21 protein-coding genes, 1 tRNA gene and 1 pseudogene are annotated in these 22,634 nt (G+C 60.8%); 6 read left to right on the forward strand and 17 right to left on the reverse strand.

Translation table 11 applies throughout. The features are described from left to right. Positions 1-11 precede the first annotated feature (11 nt). From crgA to HMPREF2537_RS01540, 8 genes are all read right to left on the reverse strand, one after another. A complete protein-coding gene (gene crgA, locus HMPREF2537_RS01505) occupies positions 12-287 on the reverse strand; it encodes a cell division protein CrgA (RefSeq protein WP_010188168.1) in 276 nt (91 codons plus the stop codon). 68 nt (positions 288-355) lie between these two features. Continuing rightward, positions 356-2,296: a Stk1 family PASTA domain-containing Ser/Thr kinase gene (gene pknB, locus HMPREF2537_RS01510; RefSeq protein ID WP_070524982.1), complete on the reverse strand. Its 1,941-nt coding sequence runs from the start codon at positions 2,294-2,296 to the stop codon at positions 356-358. A 6-nt stretch (positions 2,297-2,302) separates the two neighbouring features. Continuing rightward, a complete protein-coding gene (locus tag HMPREF2537_RS01515) occupies positions 2,303-3,715 on the reverse strand; it encodes a serine/threonine-protein kinase (protein WP_070524984.1) in 1,413 nt (470 codons plus the stop codon). Further along, complete coding sequence (locus HMPREF2537_RS01520) at positions 3,715-5,145, reverse strand: penicillin-binding transpeptidase domain-containing protein (RefSeq protein WP_070524986.1); 1,431 nt, start codon at positions 5,143-5,145, stop codon at positions 3,715-3,717. Before HMPREF2537_RS01520 ends, HMPREF2537_RS01515 begins: the two co-directional genes overlap by 1 nt. Then, positions 5,142-6,494: an FtsW/RodA/SpoVE family cell cycle protein gene (locus HMPREF2537_RS01525; protein ID WP_070524988.1), complete on the reverse strand. Its 1,353-nt coding sequence runs from the start codon at positions 6,492-6,494 to the stop codon at positions 5,142-5,144. The genes HMPREF2537_RS01520 and HMPREF2537_RS01525 overlap by 4 nt, the downstream gene beginning before the upstream one ends. Beyond that, positions 6,495-7,829 (reverse strand): PP2C family protein-serine/threonine phosphatase, encoded by a 1,335-nt coding sequence (locus tag HMPREF2537_RS01530; protein ID WP_070524990.1) that lies wholly within the window; start codon positions 7,827-7,829, stop codon positions 6,495-6,497. Then, on the reverse strand, positions 7,826-8,278 hold the full coding sequence (locus tag HMPREF2537_RS01535) for an FHA domain-containing protein FhaB/FipA (protein WP_010188187.1): 453 nt from the start codon (positions 8,276-8,278) through the stop codon (positions 7,826-7,828). Before HMPREF2537_RS01535 ends, HMPREF2537_RS01530 begins: the two co-directional genes overlap by 4 nt. 44 nt (positions 8,279-8,322) lie before the next feature. Continuing rightward, a complete protein-coding gene (locus HMPREF2537_RS01540) occupies positions 8,323-9,147 on the reverse strand; it encodes a DUF3662 and FHA domain-containing protein (protein ID WP_070444456.1) in 825 nt (274 codons plus the stop codon). Between the two features lie 190 nt (positions 9,148-9,337). Between HMPREF2537_RS01540 and HMPREF2537_RS01545 the strand changes: the two genes are divergently transcribed. Then, positions 9,338-9,422 (forward strand) — tRNA-Leu (locus HMPREF2537_RS01545). 524 nt (positions 9,423-9,946) lie between these two features. Here the strand turns inward: HMPREF2537_RS01545 and HMPREF2537_RS01550 are convergent. After that, positions 9,947-10,312 (reverse strand): VOC family protein, encoded by a 366-nt coding sequence (locus HMPREF2537_RS01550; protein ID WP_046648644.1) that lies wholly within the window; start codon positions 10,310-10,312, stop codon positions 9,947-9,949. Positions 10,313-10,385: 73 nt separating this feature from the next. Between HMPREF2537_RS01550 and HMPREF2537_RS01555 the strand changes: the two genes are divergently transcribed. Further along, positions 10,386-11,396, forward strand: a complete 1,011-nt coding sequence (locus HMPREF2537_RS01555; RefSeq protein WP_210383605.1) for a helix-turn-helix transcriptional regulator — start codon at positions 10,386-10,388, stop codon at positions 11,394-11,396. A gap of 386 nt (positions 11,397-11,782) precedes the next feature. On the opposite strand, the pseudogene HMPREF2537_RS12600 reads toward HMPREF2537_RS01555, so the two are convergent. The 6 genes and pseudogenes from HMPREF2537_RS12600 to HMPREF2537_RS01580 all read right to left on the reverse strand — a co-directional run. Further along, positions 11,783-12,071 (reverse strand): annotated as a pseudogene (locus HMPREF2537_RS12600) (IS6 family transposase); the annotation flags it as partial. 267 nt (positions 12,072-12,338) lie between these two features. Further along, complete coding sequence (locus HMPREF2537_RS01560) at positions 12,339-12,953, reverse strand: YdhK family protein (protein ID WP_049151221.1); 615 nt, start codon at positions 12,951-12,953, stop codon at positions 12,339-12,341. Between the two features lie 47 nt (positions 12,954-13,000). Further along, complete coding sequence (locus HMPREF2537_RS01565; protein WP_070524992.1) at positions 13,001-15,235, reverse strand: copper-translocating P-type ATPase; 2,235 nt, start codon at positions 15,233-15,235, stop codon at positions 13,001-13,003. A gap of 51 nt (positions 15,236-15,286) precedes the next feature. After that, the gene (locus tag HMPREF2537_RS01570; protein WP_019193801.1) at positions 15,287-15,613 is read right to left on the reverse strand and encodes a heavy-metal-associated domain-containing protein; all 327 of its coding nucleotides are present in this window, start codon (positions 15,611-15,613) and stop codon (positions 15,287-15,289) included. A gap of 144 nt (positions 15,614-15,757) precedes the next feature. Further along, the gene (locus HMPREF2537_RS01575; protein WP_070524994.1) at positions 15,758-16,885 is read right to left on the reverse strand and encodes a sensor histidine kinase; all 1,128 of its coding nucleotides are present in this window, start codon (positions 16,883-16,885) and stop codon (positions 15,758-15,760) included. After that, complete coding sequence (locus HMPREF2537_RS01580; RefSeq protein ID WP_143342287.1) at positions 16,882-17,604, reverse strand: response regulator transcription factor; 723 nt, start codon at positions 17,602-17,604, stop codon at positions 16,882-16,884. Before HMPREF2537_RS01580 ends, HMPREF2537_RS01575 begins: the two co-directional genes overlap by 4 nt. A gap of 403 nt (positions 17,605-18,007) precedes the next feature. Between HMPREF2537_RS01580 and HMPREF2537_RS01585 the strand changes: the two genes are divergently transcribed. Next, a complete protein-coding gene (locus HMPREF2537_RS01585; RefSeq protein ID WP_070520399.1) occupies positions 18,008-18,583 on the forward strand; it encodes a CueP family metal-binding protein in 576 nt (191 codons plus the stop codon). 71 nt (positions 18,584-18,654) lie between these two features. Further along, complete coding sequence (locus HMPREF2537_RS01590; protein WP_070524996.1) at positions 18,655-20,136, forward strand: multicopper oxidase family protein; 1,482 nt, start codon at positions 18,655-18,657, stop codon at positions 20,134-20,136. Between the two features lie 245 nt (positions 20,137-20,381). On the opposite strand, the gene HMPREF2537_RS12955 is transcribed toward HMPREF2537_RS01590, so the two are convergent. Further along, a complete protein-coding gene (locus tag HMPREF2537_RS12955) occupies positions 20,382-20,660 on the reverse strand; it encodes a hypothetical protein (RefSeq protein ID WP_246818764.1) in 279 nt (92 codons plus the stop codon). 263 nt (positions 20,661-20,923) lie between these two features. Here HMPREF2537_RS12955 and HMPREF2537_RS01600 point away from each other — a divergent pair, with 263 nt between their 5' ends. After that, positions 20,924-21,640 (forward strand): ASCH domain-containing protein, encoded by a 717-nt coding sequence (locus tag HMPREF2537_RS01600; protein ID WP_070524997.1) that lies wholly within the window; start codon positions 20,924-20,926, stop codon positions 21,638-21,640. A 48-nt stretch (positions 21,641-21,688) separates the two neighbouring features. Continuing rightward, positions 21,689-22,102 carry a hypothetical protein gene (locus HMPREF2537_RS01605; RefSeq protein WP_070524999.1) on the forward strand — a complete coding sequence of 138 codons (414 nt, stop codon included), beginning with the start codon at positions 21,689-21,691 and terminating at the stop codon, positions 22,100-22,102. 2 nt (positions 22,103-22,104) lie between these two features. Here HMPREF2537_RS01605 and HMPREF2537_RS01610 read toward each other — a convergent pair whose 3' ends face one another. Then, positions 22,105-22,551, reverse strand: coding sequence for a hypothetical protein (locus tag HMPREF2537_RS01610; RefSeq protein ID WP_246818765.1), 447 nt, complete (start codon positions 22,549-22,551; stop codon positions 22,105-22,107). Positions 22,552-22,634 lie beyond the last annotated feature (83 nt).

The following is a 22,634-nucleotide window of genomic DNA, read 5'->3' on the forward strand; positions in this document are numbered from 1 at the left end:
AGCGATGAAAACTAACGCCAGCCCATCGTCATCAACAGACCGATGATGGCCAGACCGAAGCCGATGCCGTAATTCCACGGTCCCAGCTCTTGCATGAACGGAATGGACTCACCTGCAAGGTAGTTGACCACCAGCCAGAGCAGGCCGAGGAGCATGAGGCCCAGCATGATGGCGATGTACCACTTCGGAGTTCCCTCAGAGTTGATCTTGACCGGGGTGCGGTTAGTTGCAGAGCTGGAGGACTGCGGGAGTGCGGAGCCCTCCGTCGTGATCTTGGACTTTGGCATTGTTACACCTTCACGAAGAATAGGGGTGGTTAATCTGTGAGATACCTTAGCAGCTGCGCCTTTGAGAGCTATTGCGGTAGCAATGCTGCCGGGTCAAACTCCCAGAACCGGACGTGGATGGTTTCATCCTTACGGATGACATCGCCGCGGCTTGCCGACGCCCATCCGATCTTGTTGCTGTCGATCGGATTAGACGTCGGGATGCGTTCGCCCACGTCGAGGGAACCGGACCAGCCCTTGGCGCGCAGCGCGGATTCGGCTTCCTGCTGCGAGGAATGCGTAATATCCGGTGCCTGGATGAGCATCGCGTTGGAGACTTCCAGGGTGACCTGGCTGCCCTTGGGTAGCTTCTGGCCCTGCTCGACAACCCTGAGCACCTGGTTCTCCGGCAGCTCCGAATCCACCGAATTCACGGTGACGTCAAAGTCCATGGAGGACAGCATGTCCACCGCGCGGTCACGATCCATGCCGCTGACGTCGGGGACGCTGACTTCCTTCTGGCCCTTGGACACCGTGACGCGTACTTTCGAACCCTTGGATAGCTGCGCGCCGCCCGCTGGGTTCTGGGAAATGATCTCGCCCGCGGGGGCCTCATCATTCACCTGTTCCACGTCGGTATTCAGCTCCAAGCCGGCTTCCTCCAGCGCAGTGGTAGCTTCATCCAGCTTCATGCCGGTGAGATCCGGGACCTCGGTGACCTCCTTGCCAGAAGATACTGTCAGCGTGACCGAAGAATTCTTCTGCAGCTCCGAGCCCTCCGCCGGGTTGACGCGGATCACCTTGCCGCGCGGCACATCGGGGCTGGGTTCTTCGTTGACGGTTACCAGCAGGCCAAGCTTTTCCAGCTCCTCGACCGCTTCATTGCGCGGGCGGTTGGCCACCTTCGGGACAGTGACCATGTTCGCGCGCTGAGCTGCTTCATGCTGTTCCTGTTCGCGTTCACGGGCTTCTTGACGGGAGCTATCCCAGAAATCCCAGGCAAAGTAGCCAATAATGGCGACGAGAGAAGCGGCGAGCAAGGCCGCCAGCCACTTCAAGCCGGAGCCTGACTCCTCATCCTCCGAAGGGCGGGTGGAGGCCACCGGCGCACGGTGTTGTGCGGCCACGGGTGCCACCATTGTGGTGGGATGATCCTCATCGTTGACGTGGGAGCGTGCCGCTTCCGGGAGTTGGCCCTGTGCTAAACGATCAAGGTCATCGCCCATCTCCCAGGCGGATTGATAGCGATCCGCCGGGTGCTTGGCCATTGCCGTGAGCACGACGGCGTCGACGCCAAGACGCTCTCGCTCCGTGAGCTTTTCGTCAATGAGCTCTGAGGGGGGCGTTGGATCCTCTTGCACGTGCTGGTAGGCCACAGCGAAGGGAGTCTCGCCCTCAAACGGGGTGCGTCCAGTGACCGTTTCATACATGACGCAGCCCAGAGCGTAGACGTCGGAGCGTGCGTCGGCAGGCTTGCCACGGGCCTGTTCCGGGGAAAGATACTGCGCGGTACCGATGACAGCAGAGGTCTGCGTCATCGCCGACGTGGAATCATCCAGTGCGCGGGCGATGCCGAAGTCCATGACCTTCACTTGGCCGGTGTTGGTCAGCATGATGTTGGCCGGCTTGATATCGCGGTGGATGATCCCGGCCTCGTGGGAGGATTGGAGGGCCTCCGCTACTGGCTTGAGCACGCGCGCGGCCTCCGCCACCGACATGGGGCCATCCTCTCGGACAATGTCGCGCAAGGTACGACCCTGCACGTATTCCATGACGATATACGGCACCATCAGGCCGTCGACGTCCTTTTCACCGGTATCGAAGACAGCAACGATGTTCGGGTGGTTGAGCTTGCCGGAGTTTTGGGCCTCGCGGCGGAAACGCTCACGGAAGTTAACGTCGCGCGCCATGTCAGGGCGCAGCATCTTGATGGCAACAGTGCGCCCCAAGACGGAGTCTTCGGCCTCGTAGACCTCGGACATGCCGCCGGAGCCGATGGACTGGCGGAGGTGGTACCGATCACTGACCATGGCGGGTTACTGGCCTCCCTGTAGTGCGGAATCTTCGGTGGGGTTGTTCTGTGAGTCTAGTTCGGGCTCGAGCGTTGGGCTGTCATTGACCTGTGGCTGCGTCTCCTCCACGGGGAGGGTGGGCAGTTCCTCATGGGTCGTGTGGTGTGTGGTCATGGAAGGGGAGGGGATGACAGAGTGCGTCGTTGTGACGGTGACTTGAGTAGGTTCCTCTTCCACGGTGGTGATCTCGACGGTCTCGGGGCTTTCCGGTTCCTCTTCCACCGTCGTCTCTGGCTCCACCGTTTCGGTCACAATGACCTCCGTTGGTGTGGGCGGTGGGGTCGGTGTCGTGTTCCCCCACAGCCTATAGGCCATGAAGCCAATAGCCACGAGGGCGGCGATGGCCACGGCGATGAGCAGCCCAGTGCCGAAGCCCCCCTGCTTGGCAGGGCGCTCTTCAGACTGCGGTGTGGAAACGGCCGGACGCACCGTGGTGGGGTGCGCCATGTTGGCCAGCATCTCCGTGGAGGCGGAAGGCGAGGGTTCGGCTGCGATAGGCGCGAGTGCCGCGGACTTCGGCTGCGGCGGGCGCTGGCCTTGGCGCACGGCAGCAATCGCGTTGGTGAACTCGTTGCCGTCGGCGAAGCGGGTGCCCGGGTCCTTGCGCAGGGCCATGCCGATCAGTTCGCGCGTGGGCGCGCTTATCGACGTCGACAAGGGCTCCGGTGCCTGACTAATATGCGCCAGCGCTACCGATACCGAGGAATCACCGCTGAAGGGGCGATTGCCGGCGAGCATCTCATAGCCCACCACACCGAGTGAGTACACGTCCGAAGCTGGGCCGACTTCGTAACCTTGGGCCTGCTCCGGCGAGACGTACTGGGCGGTGCCGACCACCATGCCAGTGCGCGTGAGAGGCACGGCTGCGGCGGCTTTGGCGATGCCAAAGTCAGTGATCTTGACCTGGCCGTTCTGGGTAATCATGAGGTTGCCCGGCTTAATATCGCGGTGCACGAGCCCCATGTGGTGGATGACGGACAGGCCGTGGGAGGCCTGTTCCATGACGTCGAGCGCCAGCGTTTCCGGGAGTGCGCCTTCGCGTGCCAGCAGGTCCGCCAAGGATTCGCCGCGGATGTACTCCAAGGCCATGAAACAGAAGGTGCGGCCGTTGTCCTCAAGCTCGCGGTAGTCGTAGGTGGCCACGACGTTTTCGGAATCAATGGACTCTGCGGCCTTGGCCTCGTTGCGGAAGCGCGAGAGGAATTCGTTGTTATCGGAGAATTCCGGCCGCAGGACCTTGATGGCTACCTCGCGGTCATTATGGACGTCATCCGCCAGCCACACGGTGGACATACCGCCGTGGCCGACGATCCACTGCAGCTGGTAGTCCTCACCGATGAGTGCTTGTAGGTGTTCCTTATTATCAGCGCTGTTCACTACTGCTCACCTCCGTATGCGCGCAGGATGGCGCGGCCGATGGGCGCGGAGACCTGGCCGCCGTAGGCATTCTGGCCAAGGTGCCCGCCGTCCTTGACCACGACGCCCACCGCGATGTCCTTGTCCGGGTCGAAGGCCACGTACCATGCGTGCGGGGCGAGGCCCTCACCGTGCTCAGCGGTGCCGGTCTTCGAGGCAAAACCGTTTCCGTCGTAGCCGAAGGTGCTGCGCTCGGAAGCGAACATGAGGTCCTTGATGGTGTTGGCTGTTTCTTCGTCGACGGCCTCGGCGGCCTGATGCGGTTTGGTGGTGCGCAGTTCCTTCATCTGGGCATCGGTGATGCGGTTGACCAAGTAGGGCTCCATGCGCTTGCCCTTGTTGGCAATGGTGCCGGCCATGATAGCCGCCTGGAGCGCGGACATGGTGACGTCGCGCTGACCGATGGCGGATTGGGCGACTTGGGCGCCGTCGCCAAGCTCGCCGAGCGTGCCGGCCGAACTGCCGACGCCCAATGAATACTGCTCGCCCACGCCGAAGCCCTCCGCATACTTGCGCAGCTCATCGGCGCCGATGCTCTCTGACATCTGCGCAAAAGCCGTGTTGCAGGACAGCGCGAAGGCCGTATGTAGGGTGACGCTCTCTGCGCCGCCGCAGGCTCGGTTGCCGTCGTTGGTCAGCTCCGTGACCGTATCCGGCAGCGTGATGGACGCCGCGCCGGTCAGCGTAGAGTCCGGGTTAAAGCCGTTGTTGAGGCCAGCGGCCGTGGTGATGATCTTAAAAATGGACCCGGGGGGCAGGGTGTCTTGCGTGGCATGGTTGATGAGCGGATTGCCCTCTTGATTCTGCAGCTGATCCCACGTTTCGGCCGCGTTGTCCCCGACGAGGTCGGAGACGTTGAAGCTGGGCGTGGAGGCCATGGCCAATATCTTGCCCGTTGAGGGCTGGATGGCTACGGCCGCGCCTTTGTAGCCTGGGCCGGCCAGCTGGTCGTAGGTTGCCTGCTGCAGCGCTGGGTCGATGGTGACCTCCACGTTGGCACCCTTCTGCGGCTTGCCGGAGAGCATATCGAGCCAGTTGTGTGCCAACAGCGAGTCGTCCTTGCCGTTGAGGATGTCATTCTGCGAGGCCTCCAGCTGGGAGGCGCCGAAGCGCTCCGAGAGGTAACCGGTGACATCGGCAAAGGCTGGGGAATCAGTGGGGTAGGAACGCGAGTAATTGCCGTTCTCATCCGCGGTGGACTGCGCCAAGACCGTATCGCCGGCGAAGATCTGGCCGCGCGGGGTAGTGCGCATTTCTAGGTAGCCGCGAACGTTCTTGGGGTTGTGGGCGTACTTATCCGTCGAAAACGCCTGCACCACGGTGAGGTTCACCAGGAGCACGGCGGTAAGGATGAGGGCAAAGAGGGAGACGAGGCGAATCGATCTATTCATCGGGTGGCCTCCTGGATGGCGGGGAACATGGACGTATCACTCGGCGCGTTCGAGGTGAGCTCGCGCGCTGGGCGACGAGCCGCGTTGGAAATACGCAGCAGCACGGCCAGCAACATGTAGTTGGCCATGAGCGAGGAGCCGCCGGCGGACATGAACGGCGTGGTCAGACCCGTCATGGGCAGCAGGGCGGAAATGCCGCCGGTGACGACGAAGACCTGGACTGCGAGCGTAAGCGCCAGGCCCGAGGCCACCAACTTGCCATAGGTATCGCGGCAGGTCAGCGCAGTGCGGAAACCGCGGGAGACGAGCATGGCGAAGAGGATGAGTACCGCAGCCAGGCCCACCAAACCGAATTCCTCGCCGATACCAGCCAGGATGAAGTCCGAATGTGCCACCGGCACCATGTCCGGGTGGCCCTGGCCCAAGCCGGATCCGGTAATGCCGCCGGAGGACATACCGAACAGTGCTTGAGAAAGCTGGTAACCGGTGGAGTCATAATTGCCCAGCGGATCCAAGAAGTTGGAGAAGCGCTGCTGGATCTTGTCCGACACCTGGTAGATGCTGAAGCCGCCGACACCCACGAGGATGACGCCGATGAGCAACCAGCTCACGCGGTTGGTAGCCATAAAGAGCATGCCGAGCACGGTGCTAAACAGCAGCAGGGCGGGACCGAAGTCATTGGAAATGCCCATGATGATAATCGCGATGCCCCAGATCACCAGGATGGGAGCCAGATCTCGCAGGCGTGGCAGAGAAATGCCGAGGAACTTGTAGCCGGCCACCGTGAACAGCGAGCGCTTCTGGGTAAGCAGCATGGCGAAGAACAGGATCAGCAAGATCTTGGAGAACTCGCCCGGCTGGATGGAAAACGGCCCCAGCCACAGCCAGATGCGAGCGTCCACGCCCGGCGGTTGCGGCCACACGAGGGGCAAGGCGAGAAGGATCAGGCCGAGCGCACCCAAGATATAGGAGTACCTGGTCAGCGAGCGGTGATCGCGTAGGAGAATGAGCACCAGCGCGAAGAGGATGAGGCCGACGATGGTCCACATCACCTGCCGCACCGCCAGCCCGCCGTCATTCGCCAGGTCGAGGCGCTGCAACAGAATGAGCCCGGTGCCGTTGAGCACCGCGACGATGGGAAGCATGAGCTGATCCGCGTAGGGCGCGAGGAAGCAGAGCACCAAGTGAGCGACGGCGAAGACGCCGATGAATCCGCCGATCAGGTAGAGCACATCGAGGGTCAGCACGTTGCCCTGCGACAACTCTAGGCTGACCAGGGTGATGGCGAAGACCACGGTGGCGAGCACGAGCAGGCCGAACTCGGTGCCGCGGGAAAAGAACTTACTCATCTACTTCACCTCCCGGCAGTTTCCTTTGGATTCGCTCTTGGCATCTTTGTTTTTCTCGTCCTTCGACGCCTTCGGGCAGGGCTTGAGCGCCTTGTCCGAAAGCTGCGAAAGCTGCGTTTGCACCTCGTCATAGGAGCCGGAGGGCAGATTGCCCACGGCAGCACGTTCGGATTCGGGCAAATCCTTCAGCGTGAACGGTGCGAAATCACCGTCGCAGGCGCCGTGCCCCAGCTTGAGCGCATTGTCCTTGCTTAGGCACGCATTCTGATACGTGTGGTGCAACGGGCGGCCGAAGATCTCATAGTCCGCGCCTTCTTGGATGGTGAGGACGCCTTCTTCATCGGCGGTCACGTAGTAGTTGCTGCCCAGGTAGCTTTTCATCCAGAGGCCGCCGCTGATGACCAGCACGATGATGATGGCAAGGCACGCAATGACCTTCCACCCAATCCGGCTTCGCTGTGGCCGCCGCTGTGGTTCGTCCTGGGGCTTCTCCTCAGCGGCTTGCGCTTTTGGGGGCGAGATAAGCTTCGCGGCGCGGCTCGCGGAAGAATCGGGGTGCGTTGGTTCCGGGACGACGCCTTGGACGGCACCGACGGTGATTGGGGCTACGTCATCGCTTTTACCGTCCACAACCTCTGCCACCACGATGGTGACGTTGTCCGGGCCGCCGGAGCGCAGTGCTAAATCCCGCAGGGTGGTGGCGGCCTCTTCGACCGTGCCCTGCTTCAGCGCCTGCTCGATGGTAGAGGCCGTCACCGGATCCGACAGGCCGTCCGAACACAGCAGGAGGCGGTCGCCCGGTTTAGCATCGAGCATGAAGAGCGTCGGCTCTACCGGGCGGCCCGTGTAGGCCTTGAGGATCAACGACTTTTGTGGGTGGGAAGATACATCTTCTGGGTCGAGCTTGCCCTCGTCCACCAGGGACTGTACATAGGTGTCATCCTTGGTGATCTGGGTCAGCTTGCCCTCACGCAGCCGGTAGCCGCGGGAATCACCCGCGTGGCACACGCCGAACTCGGAGCCGTTAAAGAGCAGGGCGGTCAGCGTGGTGCCCATGCCCTCGGTCTCCGGGTGCTCGTCCACGTGCTCGCGGATCGCCGCATTAGCATCTTCCGCCGCCGCGCCGAGCAGGGCCAGCATGTCATTATCGCCCGGATCACGCTCGAGGGAGGCCATGTGCTCCACCATCGTGGTGGAGGCGACCTCGCCGGCGGCGTGTCCACCCATGCCGTCGGCAAGCACCAGCAGGTGCGGGCCCGCGTGGGCGGAATCCTCGTTGTTTTCGCGGACCAATCCGCGGTCCGTCACTGCAGTAAAAGTCAGGCTTAAAGTCATGCCATCAACCTCACGGTCGTTCGGCCAAGTTTGATATCGGAGCCGACTCCGACTCGTTCTGGCTGGTCAATGCGAACGCCACCAACAAAGGTGCCGTTGCGGGATTCGAGGTCCTCCACGAACCACTCGCTGCCCCTGCGGAACAGGCGAGCGTGGTGGCCGGAGGAGAAATCATCACCAGTGACAAAGTCACAGTCCTGTGCGCGGCCCATCGTACAGTCTTCGAGCGTGCCCAGTTCCATGTGGGAACCGCGCAGCGGCCCGTCCACGATGGCGATCTCACGCGGCGCTTCGCGACGCTTCTGGGATCCCTTCACTGGGGACGATGCTTGGTAGACGCCGGCAGCCTTGTTGGCGTCGCGGCGCATGGCGTTGAGCGCGACCAAGATAAACAGCCACAACAACACCAGCAGGCCGATGCGCAGCGAGAGCAGCACGATCGAATCCATGGAAAATCCTTACGCTAAAAATCTATAATCGTTGCCGGGGTGGTTTAATAGCCTTGGTTCTCGAGGCCGGTGATGCGTACCTCGATGTGGGAGTGGCCGAGGGTGATCACGTCGCCGTCGGCAAGCAGCCAGTTCTCAATAGGGGTGTCGTTCACGGTGGTGCCGTTCGTGGATTGCAGGTCCACCAGCACGGCGTCCTGGCCGTTCCAGGTGATCTCCGCGTGCTGGCGGGAGACACCGGTATCGGGCAGGCGCAGGTCCGCGTCGTTGCTGCGGCCCAGGATGTTGGAGCCCTCCTGCACGTGGTAGACGCGGGAGGAACCGTCCTGCAGCATGAGCGTCACCGCGGGGCCCTGCGGTGCCGGCTGGTTCGGGGTGGGGGCCATGAAGGCGGTGGTTGCGGCCTCATCGGCGTTGTGCGGCTGGGTCATAGAGTCCTCCTGACCATGGTCGTGGTGGAAAATCGCATCAAATCCGGTTTCTTCGGTGGGCTCGTGATCCAAAAAGGAGGACACGCGCAACTGCCCAGTCCGCAGTCCCGACTCCTCCGCGATGCGTACGATGACCGGCCCGGCGAGGGACCAGCCACTGTTACGGATGAAGCGGGTGAGCTGATCAGCTAGATCCTTGGGAACACCCCGGTCTTGGGAGAGGTTCTCGATATCTTTGGAGGATACGCCGACGGTCATGACGTTGGGGCTATACAGCTTGCCATCATCACCGCGGGACAAATTGTCCTGCGCCTCCTGCTTGAGAAGCTCCTCAATCTCAGCGGGGACGACTTTTCCGCCGAAGACAAAGGCCATGCCGTTGTCCAGTCCGCGTTGCAGGGAAGAATCCAGCTTGGCGAGCTTATCTAGCAATGCCATAGGAAGGGCCGTCCTCCTTTCGGGATGTTTTCAGGGAGAGATATAGCAGCGATCAGTATAAGGTGCTTTCCTTGACTTAACGTAGACGCGCGCGGCAAAGTTCCCTGGAAAGTTCAGGTTTGCCAGCGGATTTGTAGATTCGCTGGGGCTGCGTGCTAGAGTTAGCTAGTCGCCAAGACATCAATACCCTGCCCGGGTGGCGGAATTGGCAGACGCGCTGGCTTCAGGTGCCAGTGTCCTTATAGGACGTGCGGGTTCAAGTCCCGCCCCGGGCACGCTGAGCAGTTGAACAAACTGCGACACCGGAGGTAACAAACTCGAAAGGGTTCGTGACCTTCGGTTTCTTTGTTTTTCTGAATTTTGGCGGTCGAGGATTAAAAGTGTGGGGATTTACATCCTAAATCCCGCCCGAGCCGGTCGACACGTCTTTCGAATTTTGTTTTCGATGGTGTCAACAAGTCATCTTGATCTGACACCCTTCTTTTGAGTTTCGGTTTATTGTGTAGGCAGTCAGTCCGAGGCTTGATGTTTGCTTAGGTTTGGTTGGCAGGGTCGAGAGGATAATAGTTTTATTGCATGATCTCGATCTCGTAGTTCGATTTGGGACCGGGCCATTACTTTCGGTGGATCTCTGCTGCGCCCATAGGCCAAGCAGTTTTAGGGGTTCGTTGTACGGGAAAGCTGGTGTGCCTAAACCATCCTTGACTTGAGATCCTACTTAGGGTCACTTGGAATCCTCCAACTGAGGTGTTTCCCGGGTGTTGGAGGATTTCCTAGTCGTTGAATCCTGATCTAGGAGTTAATCGACTGGGCTGACGCGGATAAGGTTTCCATCAGGGTCGGCAACAACGAAGGTGCGGCCGAAGACATCATCGTAGGGTGGCTGCACAATTTGGATTCCTTTCGATTTCCATAGACGGTATGTCTCATCGATGCGGCTTGCCGGTCCATCCAGCATCAAACCTATTTCGCTCGTTCGCGGTGTCTGTTTCTCCATGTGGGTGTTATGGCCGGTCCACACAGCAAACAGGACATCCTTTGAAATCTCGAATGCTACATATCGAGGACTGATGAACGATGGCTGCATATCGAATAAGTCGCTGTAGAAGGCAGTCGAGATCTCTGTATCGGAGACATAGGTTAGGAAAAGATTGGGGGTTGGCATCGCCATTCTCCTTTCGGTGAGTGGTGTTGTTTACGTGGACGCAGTGCATTGGAGCAAACAAACCTGACAAGGAGTGTCATATTCCGGAAAATATTGTGGTTCCAGTGATAATTACGGCATGAGATCGGCGCGCTTGTTGTCTATGCTCTTGCTATTGCAAACCCGAGGCCGTGCTACGTCTGCCGAGCTGGCTTCGCATTTCGAGGTTTCCCAGCGCACAATACTGCGTGACGTTGATGCACTCTCGGCCGCAGGAATACCTGTTTATACGGAGCAAGGTATGCATGGTGGGATTGTGCTCGATAGGCGCGCTCGATTGAACGCTTCTCGATTGGATCCGACTGAGATTCAGCTGATGAGGATTCTTGGCGTCGGGGCAGATTCACTCGCACACTTGGGGTTTGGCCAAGACATCGCCCTGCTGCAGAAGAAAATGAACGCAGTCTCATTCTCTAAAGCGTCCGATACTCATAATTTGGAAGAAAAGGTCCTACTTGATTCCAGTGGCTGGTTTAGCAATGAAACCCAAAACGACTTAGAAGAGTTGCTAGAGGCTGTACGGAAAGAAGCTCGAATTGAGGTGTCCTATCGCCGAAGCGGGGACAAGAAGCAACAACGTGCTGTGGCTGATCCTTATGGGCTTGTACACAAGGGTAGAAGTTGGTACTTGGTCGTCGATATCGATGGGGAACCAAGGATGTTGGCAGTCTCGCGTTTAGAAACCTTTCGAGTTTTAGGTCAAGCTGCTCAGCTTCGTCCAGGGCAAAGTTTGGCAAGGGTGTGGGCGCAGCTCGTTGAGCAATTAGAAGAAGACATGCCAGTTCGAATCACCGCACTTCTTCGAGCGACTCGGCTTGATATGGCATCTCGTATTTTGGGATCACGGCTTATCCATTATGAACCCGTGGACGAAAACTTTGTCCGTATCGTGGTGGGATATGCGGATATTCAGGGGGTAAGGCAATTGCTTCAGTTTGGGGACCACATCTGGGTCACTGATCCCCCGGAAGCAGTAAAAATCACTGCTGATCTAGCTAATGAACTTGCGAAACGACATAGTGGGACCACAAATCCTGAATCGTAGAGACCGAAGATGGGCACTGGGATGCCGTCGTAACAGGCCTGCTGAAAACGGTAAGAGGTGCGCTAACAATCTAGGAGCTCTCGTGGATCTTATGATTGGAGAAAAGTAAGTAACGATGGCTTTCGCTTCACTCGCAGGGTGGTGGAGTAAGGGCTTTGGAGGTTCAGAGCGCCTTCAAGGCGGGCGAGGGCCTCTTACCACTGGTGAAGCCGCAGCGTAGTGCGGGCATCTTAGCCGGTCTACAATCTTCCCACTTCACATTGAGGGTCTTTACCATGACGATTCTGTGTGATCTACCAAGGGTGTGAGAGCAGGTTTACATGTCACTCATGAGAATTCAGGTGAGCACGACTTAGAGGTTGAGGTACGCAAAATATTTCGGCCATAGTGATCGCCCGATAGAGGTAGCACCACCTGCCGCCGATCCGGATATAGGTCTCACCACCCGCCAGGAACTGGCCTGCCAGTCAGGTACCTGTCGGTACCACCGTGTTTGCTTGTCCAGCTCAGGGGCGTATTTCTGGACCCAGCGGTAGATCGTGGTTGATCAACCGGCACACCCCGCTGAAGTCATCATTTCCTCCAAGTCTCGGTAGCTCACCCCTAGCGGCAGTACCACCGCACTGCCCACAGAATGATGTCACGGGGGAAATGACGACCGGAGAAGATACCCATGGCTGTGATTTTTTCACGTCGCTCTTCCTACTGCCCCAACTTTGCAACAGCACCGAAAGCCCTGGAATGAACTCCTGTCACCAGGGTCATTCCAGGGCATATTTCCCTGACTAAGAGAAGCAGTGACACAGAAGGCCTACCTCAGCGTGGGCCCTGTGGGCGTGCAGGTTCCGTGTGTGGCTGGTTTGCTTCGGCATGGTCGGCAGCGATTGATGACCGACTCTGGAGCGGGTGCCTTGTCTGGTCTCGCGGTTCAGGGTAGGTGGACTATTCGGCGGGTTGGATCTCGCTCTCGGTGACCCACTTGTGGTTGGTCATCGTCATCCCGTCGACGGTGAGATCAACCATGTAGACCGTCTCCTCGGTGGAGTAATCGATGGTGGCCTCAGCACCCTTCATGCCGGACATGTGCTCGGCATCCAGGACAACGCTTGCCCCGTCGGGCAGGGGGGCCTGACCCGGATCGACGAGCTCCTCATGGACGACCCAGCGGTGGTCGGTAACCGGGGCCCCACCCTCGGTGGGGGTGTAGCTGACCGAATAGGTCGTGGTGTCAAACGCCCCGGAAATGGTGGCTGTGGCCCCGTCCATGCCGGGCATGTGGTCAGCGGTGAGGATGACCTCGGTGCCCACCGGGTACGTGGGATCCTCGGCCTCTTCAATGCCTGCCGGCGGTGCCCCGCCGTCGGCAGGGTGGTCGTGCCCGCCGTGCTCTTCGTCGGCAGTGGTGGTGTCTTCCTGATGGGTCTCGTTGGTCTCTGCGGTTGCCGTCGTGGTGCTGGTGGTGTCGGCATCGTCGGAGTTGTCGGTGGCGTCGCTGCAGGCGGTCAGCGCCAGGGTGGAGGTCAGTACCAAGGCGGCGAGGGTAATGCTGCGTTTCATGAGCGTTCCTTTCAAAGGTGGTGTGAGTTAGGGGTCGAGAGACAAGGTCAGTCAGTAACGGTTACGGGGGATATCGACCCACTGTGTTCCTCCTTCCCGTCGGTCGGAGCCAGGTGAGCCGGATCCAGATCAATGCGGCGCAACAGCTGGGCGTTCAGGGCCACCACGATGGTCGAGGCAGACATCAAGATCGCGCCCACGGCCGGGGACAGCACGAACCCGATCGAGGCGAGCACTCCGGCGGCCAACGGCACGGCGAGGATGTTGTAGCCAGAGGCCCAGATCAGGTTCTGGATCATCTTGCGATAGCTGGCCTGGGACAGCTCAATCATCGACAGCACTGCCCGCGGGTCATCACTGGCTAGGACCACCCCGGCAGATTCCATGGCCACATCCGTGCCGGCACCGATGGCGATACCGACTTCCGCGCGGGTCAGAGCGGGGGCGTCATTGACACCGTCACCGACCATGGCCACGCTCAAACCCCGGTCCTGCAACTGCGTGACCTTGGTGTCTTTGTCCTGGGGCAGGACCTCGGCGAAGACCTCATCAATGCCTAAGTCCTGACCGACGGCGTGGGCCACCTGCTGGGCGTCGCCGGTGATCATCGCGACCTTCACCCCGCGGTCCTGGAGGGCTTTCACGGCGGCGCGGGATTCGGGGCGGATCTTGTCCTCGACGGCCACCGCACCGATGATCTGACCGTCGCGGACAATATGGAGCACACCGGCCCCACGCTCGGTCCAGGCACTGGTGGCGTCGGTGAGCTCGGCCGGGGTGGTGAGGTTGAACTCGCGCAGCATGTTCGGCCCGCCCACGAGGATCTCAGCGCCATCGACAGTGGCCCGGACCCCCCGGCCGGAGGCGGCGTTGAAACCAGTTGCACGGATTTGCCGACCGGAGGCCTCGGGATGGGCGGCCGCAGCCGCCACGATGGCGCGGGCCACGGGGTGCTCGCTGTCGGCCTCCGCGGCGGCGGCCAGGGCCAGCAGCTCGCCCTCGGTGACGCCGGCAGCTGCCGCGACACCGGTTACCGCGTGCGCACCCTCGGTCAGGGTGCCGGTTTTGTCGAAGAGCACCACGTCGATGGTGCGCATCCGCTCGAGCGCCATCCGGTCCTTGATGAGCACCCCGGATTTCGCGGCCCGCTCGCTGGAGATCGCAATGACCAGCGGAATCGCCAGGCCCAGGGCATGCGGGCAGGCGATGACCAGCACCGTGACCGTGCGCACCACGACATCGTCCGGGCTGCCGATGATGGTCCACACCACCGCGGTGATCAGAGCGGAGATCAGCGCGAACCAGAACAACAACGCCGCCGCCCGATCCGCCAGGGCCTGGGCCCGGGAGGAGGACTCCTGGGCGTCGGCAACCATGCGTTGGATCCCAGCCAAGGCGGTGTCCCCGCCGGTAGCCTCCACCCGGATGCGGACGGTGTTGTCGGTGGCCACGGTACCGGCGACCACCTTGTCACCGGTGTCGCGGAAGACGGGACGGGATTCGCCGGTGATCATCGCCTCATCGAATTCGGCGGCTCCGTCGAGGATGGTTCCGTCGGCCGGCACCCGGGCACCGGCCCTCACCAGCACGACGTCGTCGACGACCAGGTCGGAGATGGCCACGGTGCGGGTGGTTCCGTCGATGACTTTCTCGGCCTCATCCGGCAGCAGGGCAGCCAGCGCGTCAAGCGCGGAGGACGCGGCCCCGAGAGCGGACATCTCCAGCCAGTGGCCCAGCAGCATGATGGTCACCAGCAGGGCCAGCTCCCACCAGAAGTCCAGCTCAAAACCGCCCAGCCCCCGAGTGGTGACCCAGGAGGCGACAAACGCCACGGTGATGGCCATGGCGATCAGGAGCATCATCCCGGGTTGGTGGGATTTCAATTCTCTCCATCCGCCCTTGAGGAAAGGCGTTCCGCCGTAGACGAAGATGATCGTGCCCAGCACCGGGGGGATCCAGGTGGATCCGGGGAATGCCGGGAGTTGGTAGCCGAGCAGCTGGGCGACCATGGGGCTGAAAATAACGACGGGAATGGACAGAATCAGCGACCACCAGAAGCGGTCCCGAAACATTGCGGTGCTGTGTCCGGCGTGTTCGCCGTGACCATGAACGTGGTGGTCTTCGTCCAGGGCGGAGTGCGGGTGATCGTGGGGCATCGCCTGGCCGTGGGTGTCGGCATGTGCGTGGTGTTCGTGGCTGGCATGATCCGGGTGGTGGGTGTGGTCTGTTTCCGGAGCGGGGTGATCACCATGGTGATCACCCGAATGGTGGGGAGTGCTCATGACGTTCCTTTCGCTCAACCCGGTCGGGGTCGAGATGATGGGTAAAACTGATCAGGATAAGACGGTGTAGCCGGCCTCCTCGATGGCCCGGCGAACCATCTCCGGAGGTACGGCACCGGTGACCGTGACGGTGGAAACACCACCAGCAGCGAGATCAATCTGGACGTCGTCGACCTGGGGGAGGGCCTGAAGGGCCTGGGTCACGCTTTTCGCGCAGTGCCCGCAGGTCAGGCCGGTGACCTGGTAGCTAGGGGAGGACCCTCCTGCTGACGAGTCGCTGGCGGCAGGGATGGAGGCAGTGTCGGCACGTGAGGCAGGTCCGCAACAGCTGCAGCCGTGGGAGGCCATCGGCAAGAGGCGGGGCGGGGAGGTGATCATGGGAAAGCTCCTTCGGTTCGGTGGGGTGCGGCGATGCCGCTCTCTAGCGGATACCCCCCTGGGGTATATTCCCTAGCGTATACCCCCCCGGGGTATATTTTCAAAGGGGTGAAGGGCACGGCCCTCACGCGGGGCAGGGTGTGGTCACCGAGCAGCCTCCTCACTGTCGGGAGGGGACAGCGGGAGGCGGAGGGCAAACACCGCTCCGCGACCGGGTCCGGGGGAGGTGGCGGTGAGAGTGCCGCCGTGGGCCTCGATCAATGCCTTGGAGATGGTCAGACCGATACCGGCCCCGCCGTTGTCCCGGCTACGGGCGGCATCCCCCCGGTAGAAGCGTTCGAAGATGTGTCCGAGCTGGTCAGGTGGGATGCCCTCGCCGTCATCGGCGACGTGGATGAGCGCGGTGGACGCCCTCTGTCGGTGGACGCTGATCCGGACCTGCCCGCCGGCCGGGGTGTGCCGTAGCGCGTTCGACAGGAGATTGCTCATCACCTGGCCGAAACGTTGCCGGTCCACGAGCACCCGGGCGGTGTCCGTAATGGTCTCGACCTGTAAATCGACGCCTTTGTCAGCATAAGCTTCCCCCGCGGCGGCAGCGGCGGTATGGAGCAGATCCCCGAGCCCTTCCTCCGCCAGGTCCAAATCGATCCGGTGTTCCTGGGCCCGGGAGACATCGTCGATGTCTTCCATCAACCGGGTCAGGCGGGTGAGTTGGTCAGCCATGATCGTGTGGGTGGCATTATTCCAGTCCACGACCCCGTCCTGGAGACCATCGAGGTAGACCGTGAGCACCGATAAGGGGGTGCCCATTTCGTGGGCCAGATCAGAGAGCATCTGGCGGCGGACCTGTTCGGTGTGTTCCAGCCGGTCGGCCATGGTGTTGAAGGCATGCGCCAGGGTGGTGACCTCGGGGCCTGCTTTTCCGGCGGGCACGCGGATACGGGAGTTGCCGGCCGTCAGGCTGGTAGCGGCGCGGGTGAGATCCTGCAGGGGGGTGCGCAGACGACGCGATAACCACAGGCTGGCCAGCAGGGCGCTGATCAAGGCGGTGGGCAGGGCGACGGCCAGGGTGATCAGGTTGGCGCCCCGGTAGGCCTGCTCGGCATGGAACAGCTCCAGCGAGGGGTCCTCCTGGCCGGTCATCAACATATGATCATGGAACAGGGTCGGACCCACCATCGTGGCCACGGCCGCGGCCACCAGTAGGCTAATCACCACGACCAACACCTGGGCGGCCAGGAAGCGGAAGGTCAGGCCGGGTCCGTGATTCATGGTTGCCCCACCCGGTAGCCCACGCCACGCACGGTGTCGATAAACCCCCGGCCCTGGGTGTCGGTGCCGAGCTTGCGACGCAAGTTGCCGATGTGGACATCGACGATGCGTTCATCACCGACCCAGGTGGTGTCCCAGACCTCGGTGACCAGGTCGTGGCGGGTCAGCACCTGGCCGGGGCGCAGGGCCAGGGCAACCAGCAGCTCGAACTCCGTCCGGGTGAGCTCCACGGTCGTCTCCCCTACCCGCACCTGATGGGCGATGGGGTCAAGGATGAGGTCACCAACGATCAAGGGGGTGGTCACCTGCGGTGGGGTGGTGCTGGTGCGCGGGCGGCGTAGCACCGCATGCACCCGGGTCACCAGTTCCCGGATGCTAAAAGGTTTGGTGATGTAGTCATCCGCCCCTAGGGTCAAACCGCTGATCTTGTCGTCCTCGCTGCCACGCGCGGTGAGCATGAGGATGTAGCAGTCCGAGAAGGTGCGGATCCGTCGGCACACCTCCAGGCCGTCGAGTTCGGGCAGCCCCAGATCCAGCACCACAACATCGGGGGAAAAGCGACGGGTCTCGTCCACGGCCTGAGTGCCGGTGTGCGCCTGGCGGGTATCGAAGCCGGCCCGGATGAGGTAGGAGGCCACCATCTGAGCCAGGGGTTGTTCATCATCGACGACCAGCACCCGCCCCGGGGGCGTGGCGGTGGTCGGTGTGCGGTTAGCCATGGACCCCAGTATCGCTCCGGCCAGGGGGAATATCACCCTCGCTCAGTGCCCAGCGGGGAAATCTTCATCAAATCTTCAAACATCACCCTTCGACCGCCGTCACCCCTGCGCCCCACCCCGGGCCGGCGGCATCGCCTCCCCTGGTCGGTTCAGCAGGCGCCACCAGGGATTTCACTGCCTGCACCGCATACCCGGGGCGGGTAGAAGGACATCGCCCACGGCTGTGGGGTGGTGTCCCGGTGGTGACCCAGCCCACCGAATTCGCCCCCTTTTCGCCCTGTTATAAGGCTGTGAGCAGGGGTTTTGATTTCTAGTCCGTCAGGCACCCGTGCTAGATAAAGGTATGGCATCGACCTTGAGGCGGTGTCTTCTCACGGTCTTACCACGATCCAAGGAGATTGACGTGAAACGAGCAGCGATCGCAGCCGCCGCCCTTGCCCTCGCCCTCACGGGGTGTTCGGCCGCCGACCCGGAACCCACCGCCGACGGGACGGTGTCCCAGGATACATTCCTGACTACCCATGGCCTGGCCGGCATGGACGCGGTGGAGATCATTGATCACCTCGACCGGCAGAAGGTCACGGAGCGTCCCACGGATCTGATCGCCTCAGTGCGTGCCGATGAACTGCTGCTCTCGAGCGATGACCAGGAAGTCGTGGTCGATCTTCCCGACAATCAGACGTATGTCTCGATCGCACCCTATCTCACCTCCACCCACGACTGCTTCTACCACAGCCTGACGACCTGCCTGGGGGAACTCGACAATGAGGATATCCAGGTCACGATCACCGATGAGGCGACCGGTGAGGTGCTGGTGGACGAGGCGACAACCACCTTCGACAACGGGTTTATTGGCTTCTGGCTTCCCGATGATGCCACCGGCCTGATTGAGGTCAGCTACCAGGGGCGTACCGGCACCACGGAGTTTTCCACCGCCGACGACGGTGCCACCTGCGTCACAGACCTGCGCCTGACGTGATGGCTCAGCAGGGTCCTCACCTGCACCTGTCTCCCGTGTCACTGAAATCTAGCACCAAGGAAGGTTAAATCATGATGAACGCGTTTCCCCGACGACAGTTTCTGCTCGGCGGGCTCGTCCTCGCCGGCACCGGGGCCGTGGCCGCCTGCACCAGCGACCCTGGACCCGCTGCCTCGGCACCAGGTTCCTCTCTTCGCCCCACTCCCACCCCCACTGCGCTCGGTGAGCCGACGGTGCGCCGGACACTGACCGCCCGGCCCCTCTCTCTGGATATCGGCGGCATCGAAGCCAAGACGTGGGGATACGTCTCTGAGACCGGGGATACGGCCATTGAGGCCACCGCCGGCGACGTCCTCCAGGTCGATATCACCAATGAACTGCCTGAGAGCACCTCCATCCACTGGCATGGCATCGCACTCCACAACGCAGCCGACGGTGTGCCCGGCATGACCCAGGACCCCATTGAACCTGGCGAGTCTTTCTCCTATGTTTTTGAAGTCCCCCACGGTGGCACCTACTTCTACCATTCCCACTCCGGCCTGCAGCTTGATCGCGGCCTCCACGCCCCACTGATCGTCCGTGACCCGCAAGACGCTGAGGACCAGGACGTCGAGTGGACCATCGTGCTCGACGACTGGGTCGATGGCATTCAGGGCACTCCCGACGATGAGCTCGACAAGCTCACCGGAATGGGCTCGGGCGACCATAACGGGAAGAAGGGGATGGGAGGCCACGGCCATATGATGCACGGCACCCCGGACCGGGTACTGGGCGGGGATGCCGGCGATGTGATGTATCCGCACTACCTCATCAACGGACGTATCCCCCGTGCTCACCGGACCTTCGAGGCTCGCCCGGGTGACAAGGCCCGCCTGCGGTTTATCAACTCCGGCGGTGACACCATATTCAAGGTGGCCCTCGGTGGTCACCGCATGACCGTCACCCACACCGACGGCTTCCCCGTCCAGCCCCGGGAGACCGAATCGATCTACCTGTCGATGGGCGAGCGTGTCGACGTCGAGGTCATCCTCGGCGACGGCATCTTCCCGCTCACGGCTTTGGCGGTGGGTAAAGACGACCGCGCCTTCGCCGTCATCCGTACCGCCGGCGGCCAGGCCCCTCACCCCGATGTCGACTTCCCCGAGTTGTCGTCCACCGGACTGCTTCTGTCCTCCCTGAAGCCAGCAGACCGTGCACTCCTGCCCGAGGACACACCAGACCGAGAAGTCAGCATCGACCTGGGCGGGCAGATGATGCCGTATGAATGGAGCATTCTCACCGACGGCCAATCCTCCTCCGCGACCGTGCAGGCGGGCCAGCGCCTGCGGATGGTCATGCGCAACAGGACCATGATGCCCCATCCCATGCACATCCACGGCCACACGTGGGCGCTGCCCGGCAGCGGCGGGCTACGCAAGGACACCGTCCTTCTCCGCCACGGTGAAACCATGATCGCCGACCTGATCGCTGACAACCCCGGTGAGTGGGCATTTCACTGCCATAACGCCTATCACATGGAAACCGGGATGTTCAGCTCGCTTCGCTACGAGTAACCCGGCTCTTTTCCGCTTTGTCCTGCGGTATACAGCTAAGGTCGTTGTGCCCGTATATCGGGGGCTCGGGAATTGTCCTTGATCCATGCTTCGGCATGTGGATCAATAAAGCGTGCCACCATCTGGATGGCGTTATCAACGGAGTCAAGATCTTCAAACTGCTGTCTACTGTCAGGTGTTCTCTTCAACGCTTTTTTAACCTGAGGCCAGACACTCGCCTGATAGTGACTACTTAGGAGGAAGCGTCAGAAGTCGAAGCTGAGTTCAGCGATGATTTTTCCTGGTGGTGTATCCTTCTCCCCGGCCCGTTTCTTTGCTTTGCGGATATTCTTCTTCGCTGCATCGTTGAAAGGGATTCGATCGTCGTCAAACCATCGCTCGCCGTACCTTCCGGTTAGGGCATTGTGAATGCTATTTCGGAGGAGTACTTCCAGGTGTTCGATGTCAGCAAGATAGGTTTTCGTGAGGTGAGTATTCCAAAGGTAGAGCGTTTCTGGTGATGGATGATCGGCGTACCTGCTCATTCGCGCAGATGAAAACCACTGGGACAGCTGTACTTGGGCTGGGCTTGGATATCCATATGGATATGATAATGTGCGCTTTGAAAACCCCGGAACGATCCCTGCACTACGAAAGTAGGAGTAAATCGCCGGGGTTATTGATATCTTCGGGGAATTATAGCGGCCAGAAATTCGAAGTTTTTCGCCCTTATTTACCGTGAATGACAGTGACAGATTTGTGATCCCTTGGGCTTAGGAGTTGTGGCAGTAACAGCTACCTTTGAAGGATGATTACTAATGAACTCCGAGAATTACTGACCGTAGTCACGACCCATGCGCAGCGCTTCCACGACGAGGAAGATCACACCGTAGCCGCAGCCCTCCTGACTGAATCCGGCAAACACGTGCTCGGTTTGAACGCATACCATTTTCTCGGTGGCCCCTGTGGTGAAATCTCTGCCTTAGCTAACCACGCTGCTAGTCATCCCGAGGATCCTATCCGAGCGGTAGTCGCCGTCCATGGTCCGACTGGCCAGGTGCTTTCGCCCTGTGGAAAGTGCCGCCAAGTGCTATTTGATACTGATCCGTCTATCCGGTGCATCGTGCGCGGAAGCAATGGGCTTGAAGCACTCACCGTGGAAGAGCTCTTACCATTCGCATATAACTGGCGTGACATGGACAAAGAGCAACGCATCTATATGTGGGAAGGCTACGAGAAATCAATTCGAAGCGGAGAAAAGCAACAAACAATTCGGGTGGATGACCCCTTCCACGAAGGAAGCGCCCAGATTGTCTTCGAGAAAGAATCCGGAGAGGTTGTCACCATTCCCGCAGAGGTCACATCTGTCGTCTCTACCCAGCGGAGGTCCTTGACGGAGGAACAAGCCCGAAGGGATGGCTTTGGTTCTCTTGCTGAGCTCCACGAAGCGCTTGATACCCACTATCCCGGATTAGCTGGGGATGACGAAGTCGACGTTGTTGAGTTCACGCTCCGCAAGGCCTAAAAGCTTTGGCGAAGCCCACGTGGACATGGTTTTACCTAGACTGTCGGTATGTTCGGCCCCGCTTCCGCCCAGCCACCGCGGCTTATAGATTTCCCAGTGCTGCGGTTACCGTTTGTGGAGTTCGTGTTTGTTGGGCTGCTGGTGGCCGTCTTTTTCGTCGATACGCAAGGAACTGATGCTGAAAGTGGCTTCCTTGCGGTCTTTGTGGTTCTTCCCGCACTCGTGTTTCTGGGAATTGCCTACCTTATTTCCCTGCCCATGCAGCGGAAGGAAATTACAGATTTCCGCCTGGATGCCGTTTTCGTCGTTATCGGGGTGCTTGGTCTTTTCGGCTGGATCGGACAGATGCTCATCGCTTTGCCCTTCCTGTGCTGCCTGCCCGTAGGGCTTTCAGCACTGATCCGCAGAGGCATCGCCTTTGCGTTGTGGAAGAAGGGTAAAGGCCCTCAACTGCCGGAATGAGGTTACGCGCTTTGCCAGCGCATCCTGCCGTCCGATGCCGGGGCGCACGTCATCGGGACACCTCTCTTTGATACCCCGCTTCCGCCGTTGCAATACGCGCCGGGGTGAACGTAGTTCTCTTCAACGGCGGGTGCTTCATACACAGCGGCGGCTTCTTGCACTGGGGGATTCGCAGCCATCATTTCGTCGGCGCACTGCTGTGTCCAGCCAGAGGTTCCATCGCTGAAGAATGTCGTTCCGGTTTCGTGTAGCGAGACGTCACCGCAGGATTCGATGGTTTTCTCCATCGGAGTAGGTTGCGCAGCATCGGGGGCCTCGGTGAAGCCGATGACTTCTTCTTGCGGCTGATCCACGTCGACGTCCTCGGCGCTGTCCTCCGCTGCGGGGAGGGTGGGGCGTGGGGCGTCTTCAGTAACGCTGGTGCTTGTGCTTGGTGGCGTCTCACTCATAGGAGTGGATTCAACGTCGAGTGAGGAACAGCCGCTGAGTATAAAAAGTGCAGCGGCAAGAGGGAGAAGTCGCTTCATTTCAG

This window comes from Corynebacterium sp. HMSC074E01 (assembly GCF_001808885.1).
Classification (GTDB): domain Bacteria; phylum Actinomycetota; class Actinomycetes; order Mycobacteriales; family Mycobacteriaceae; genus Corynebacterium.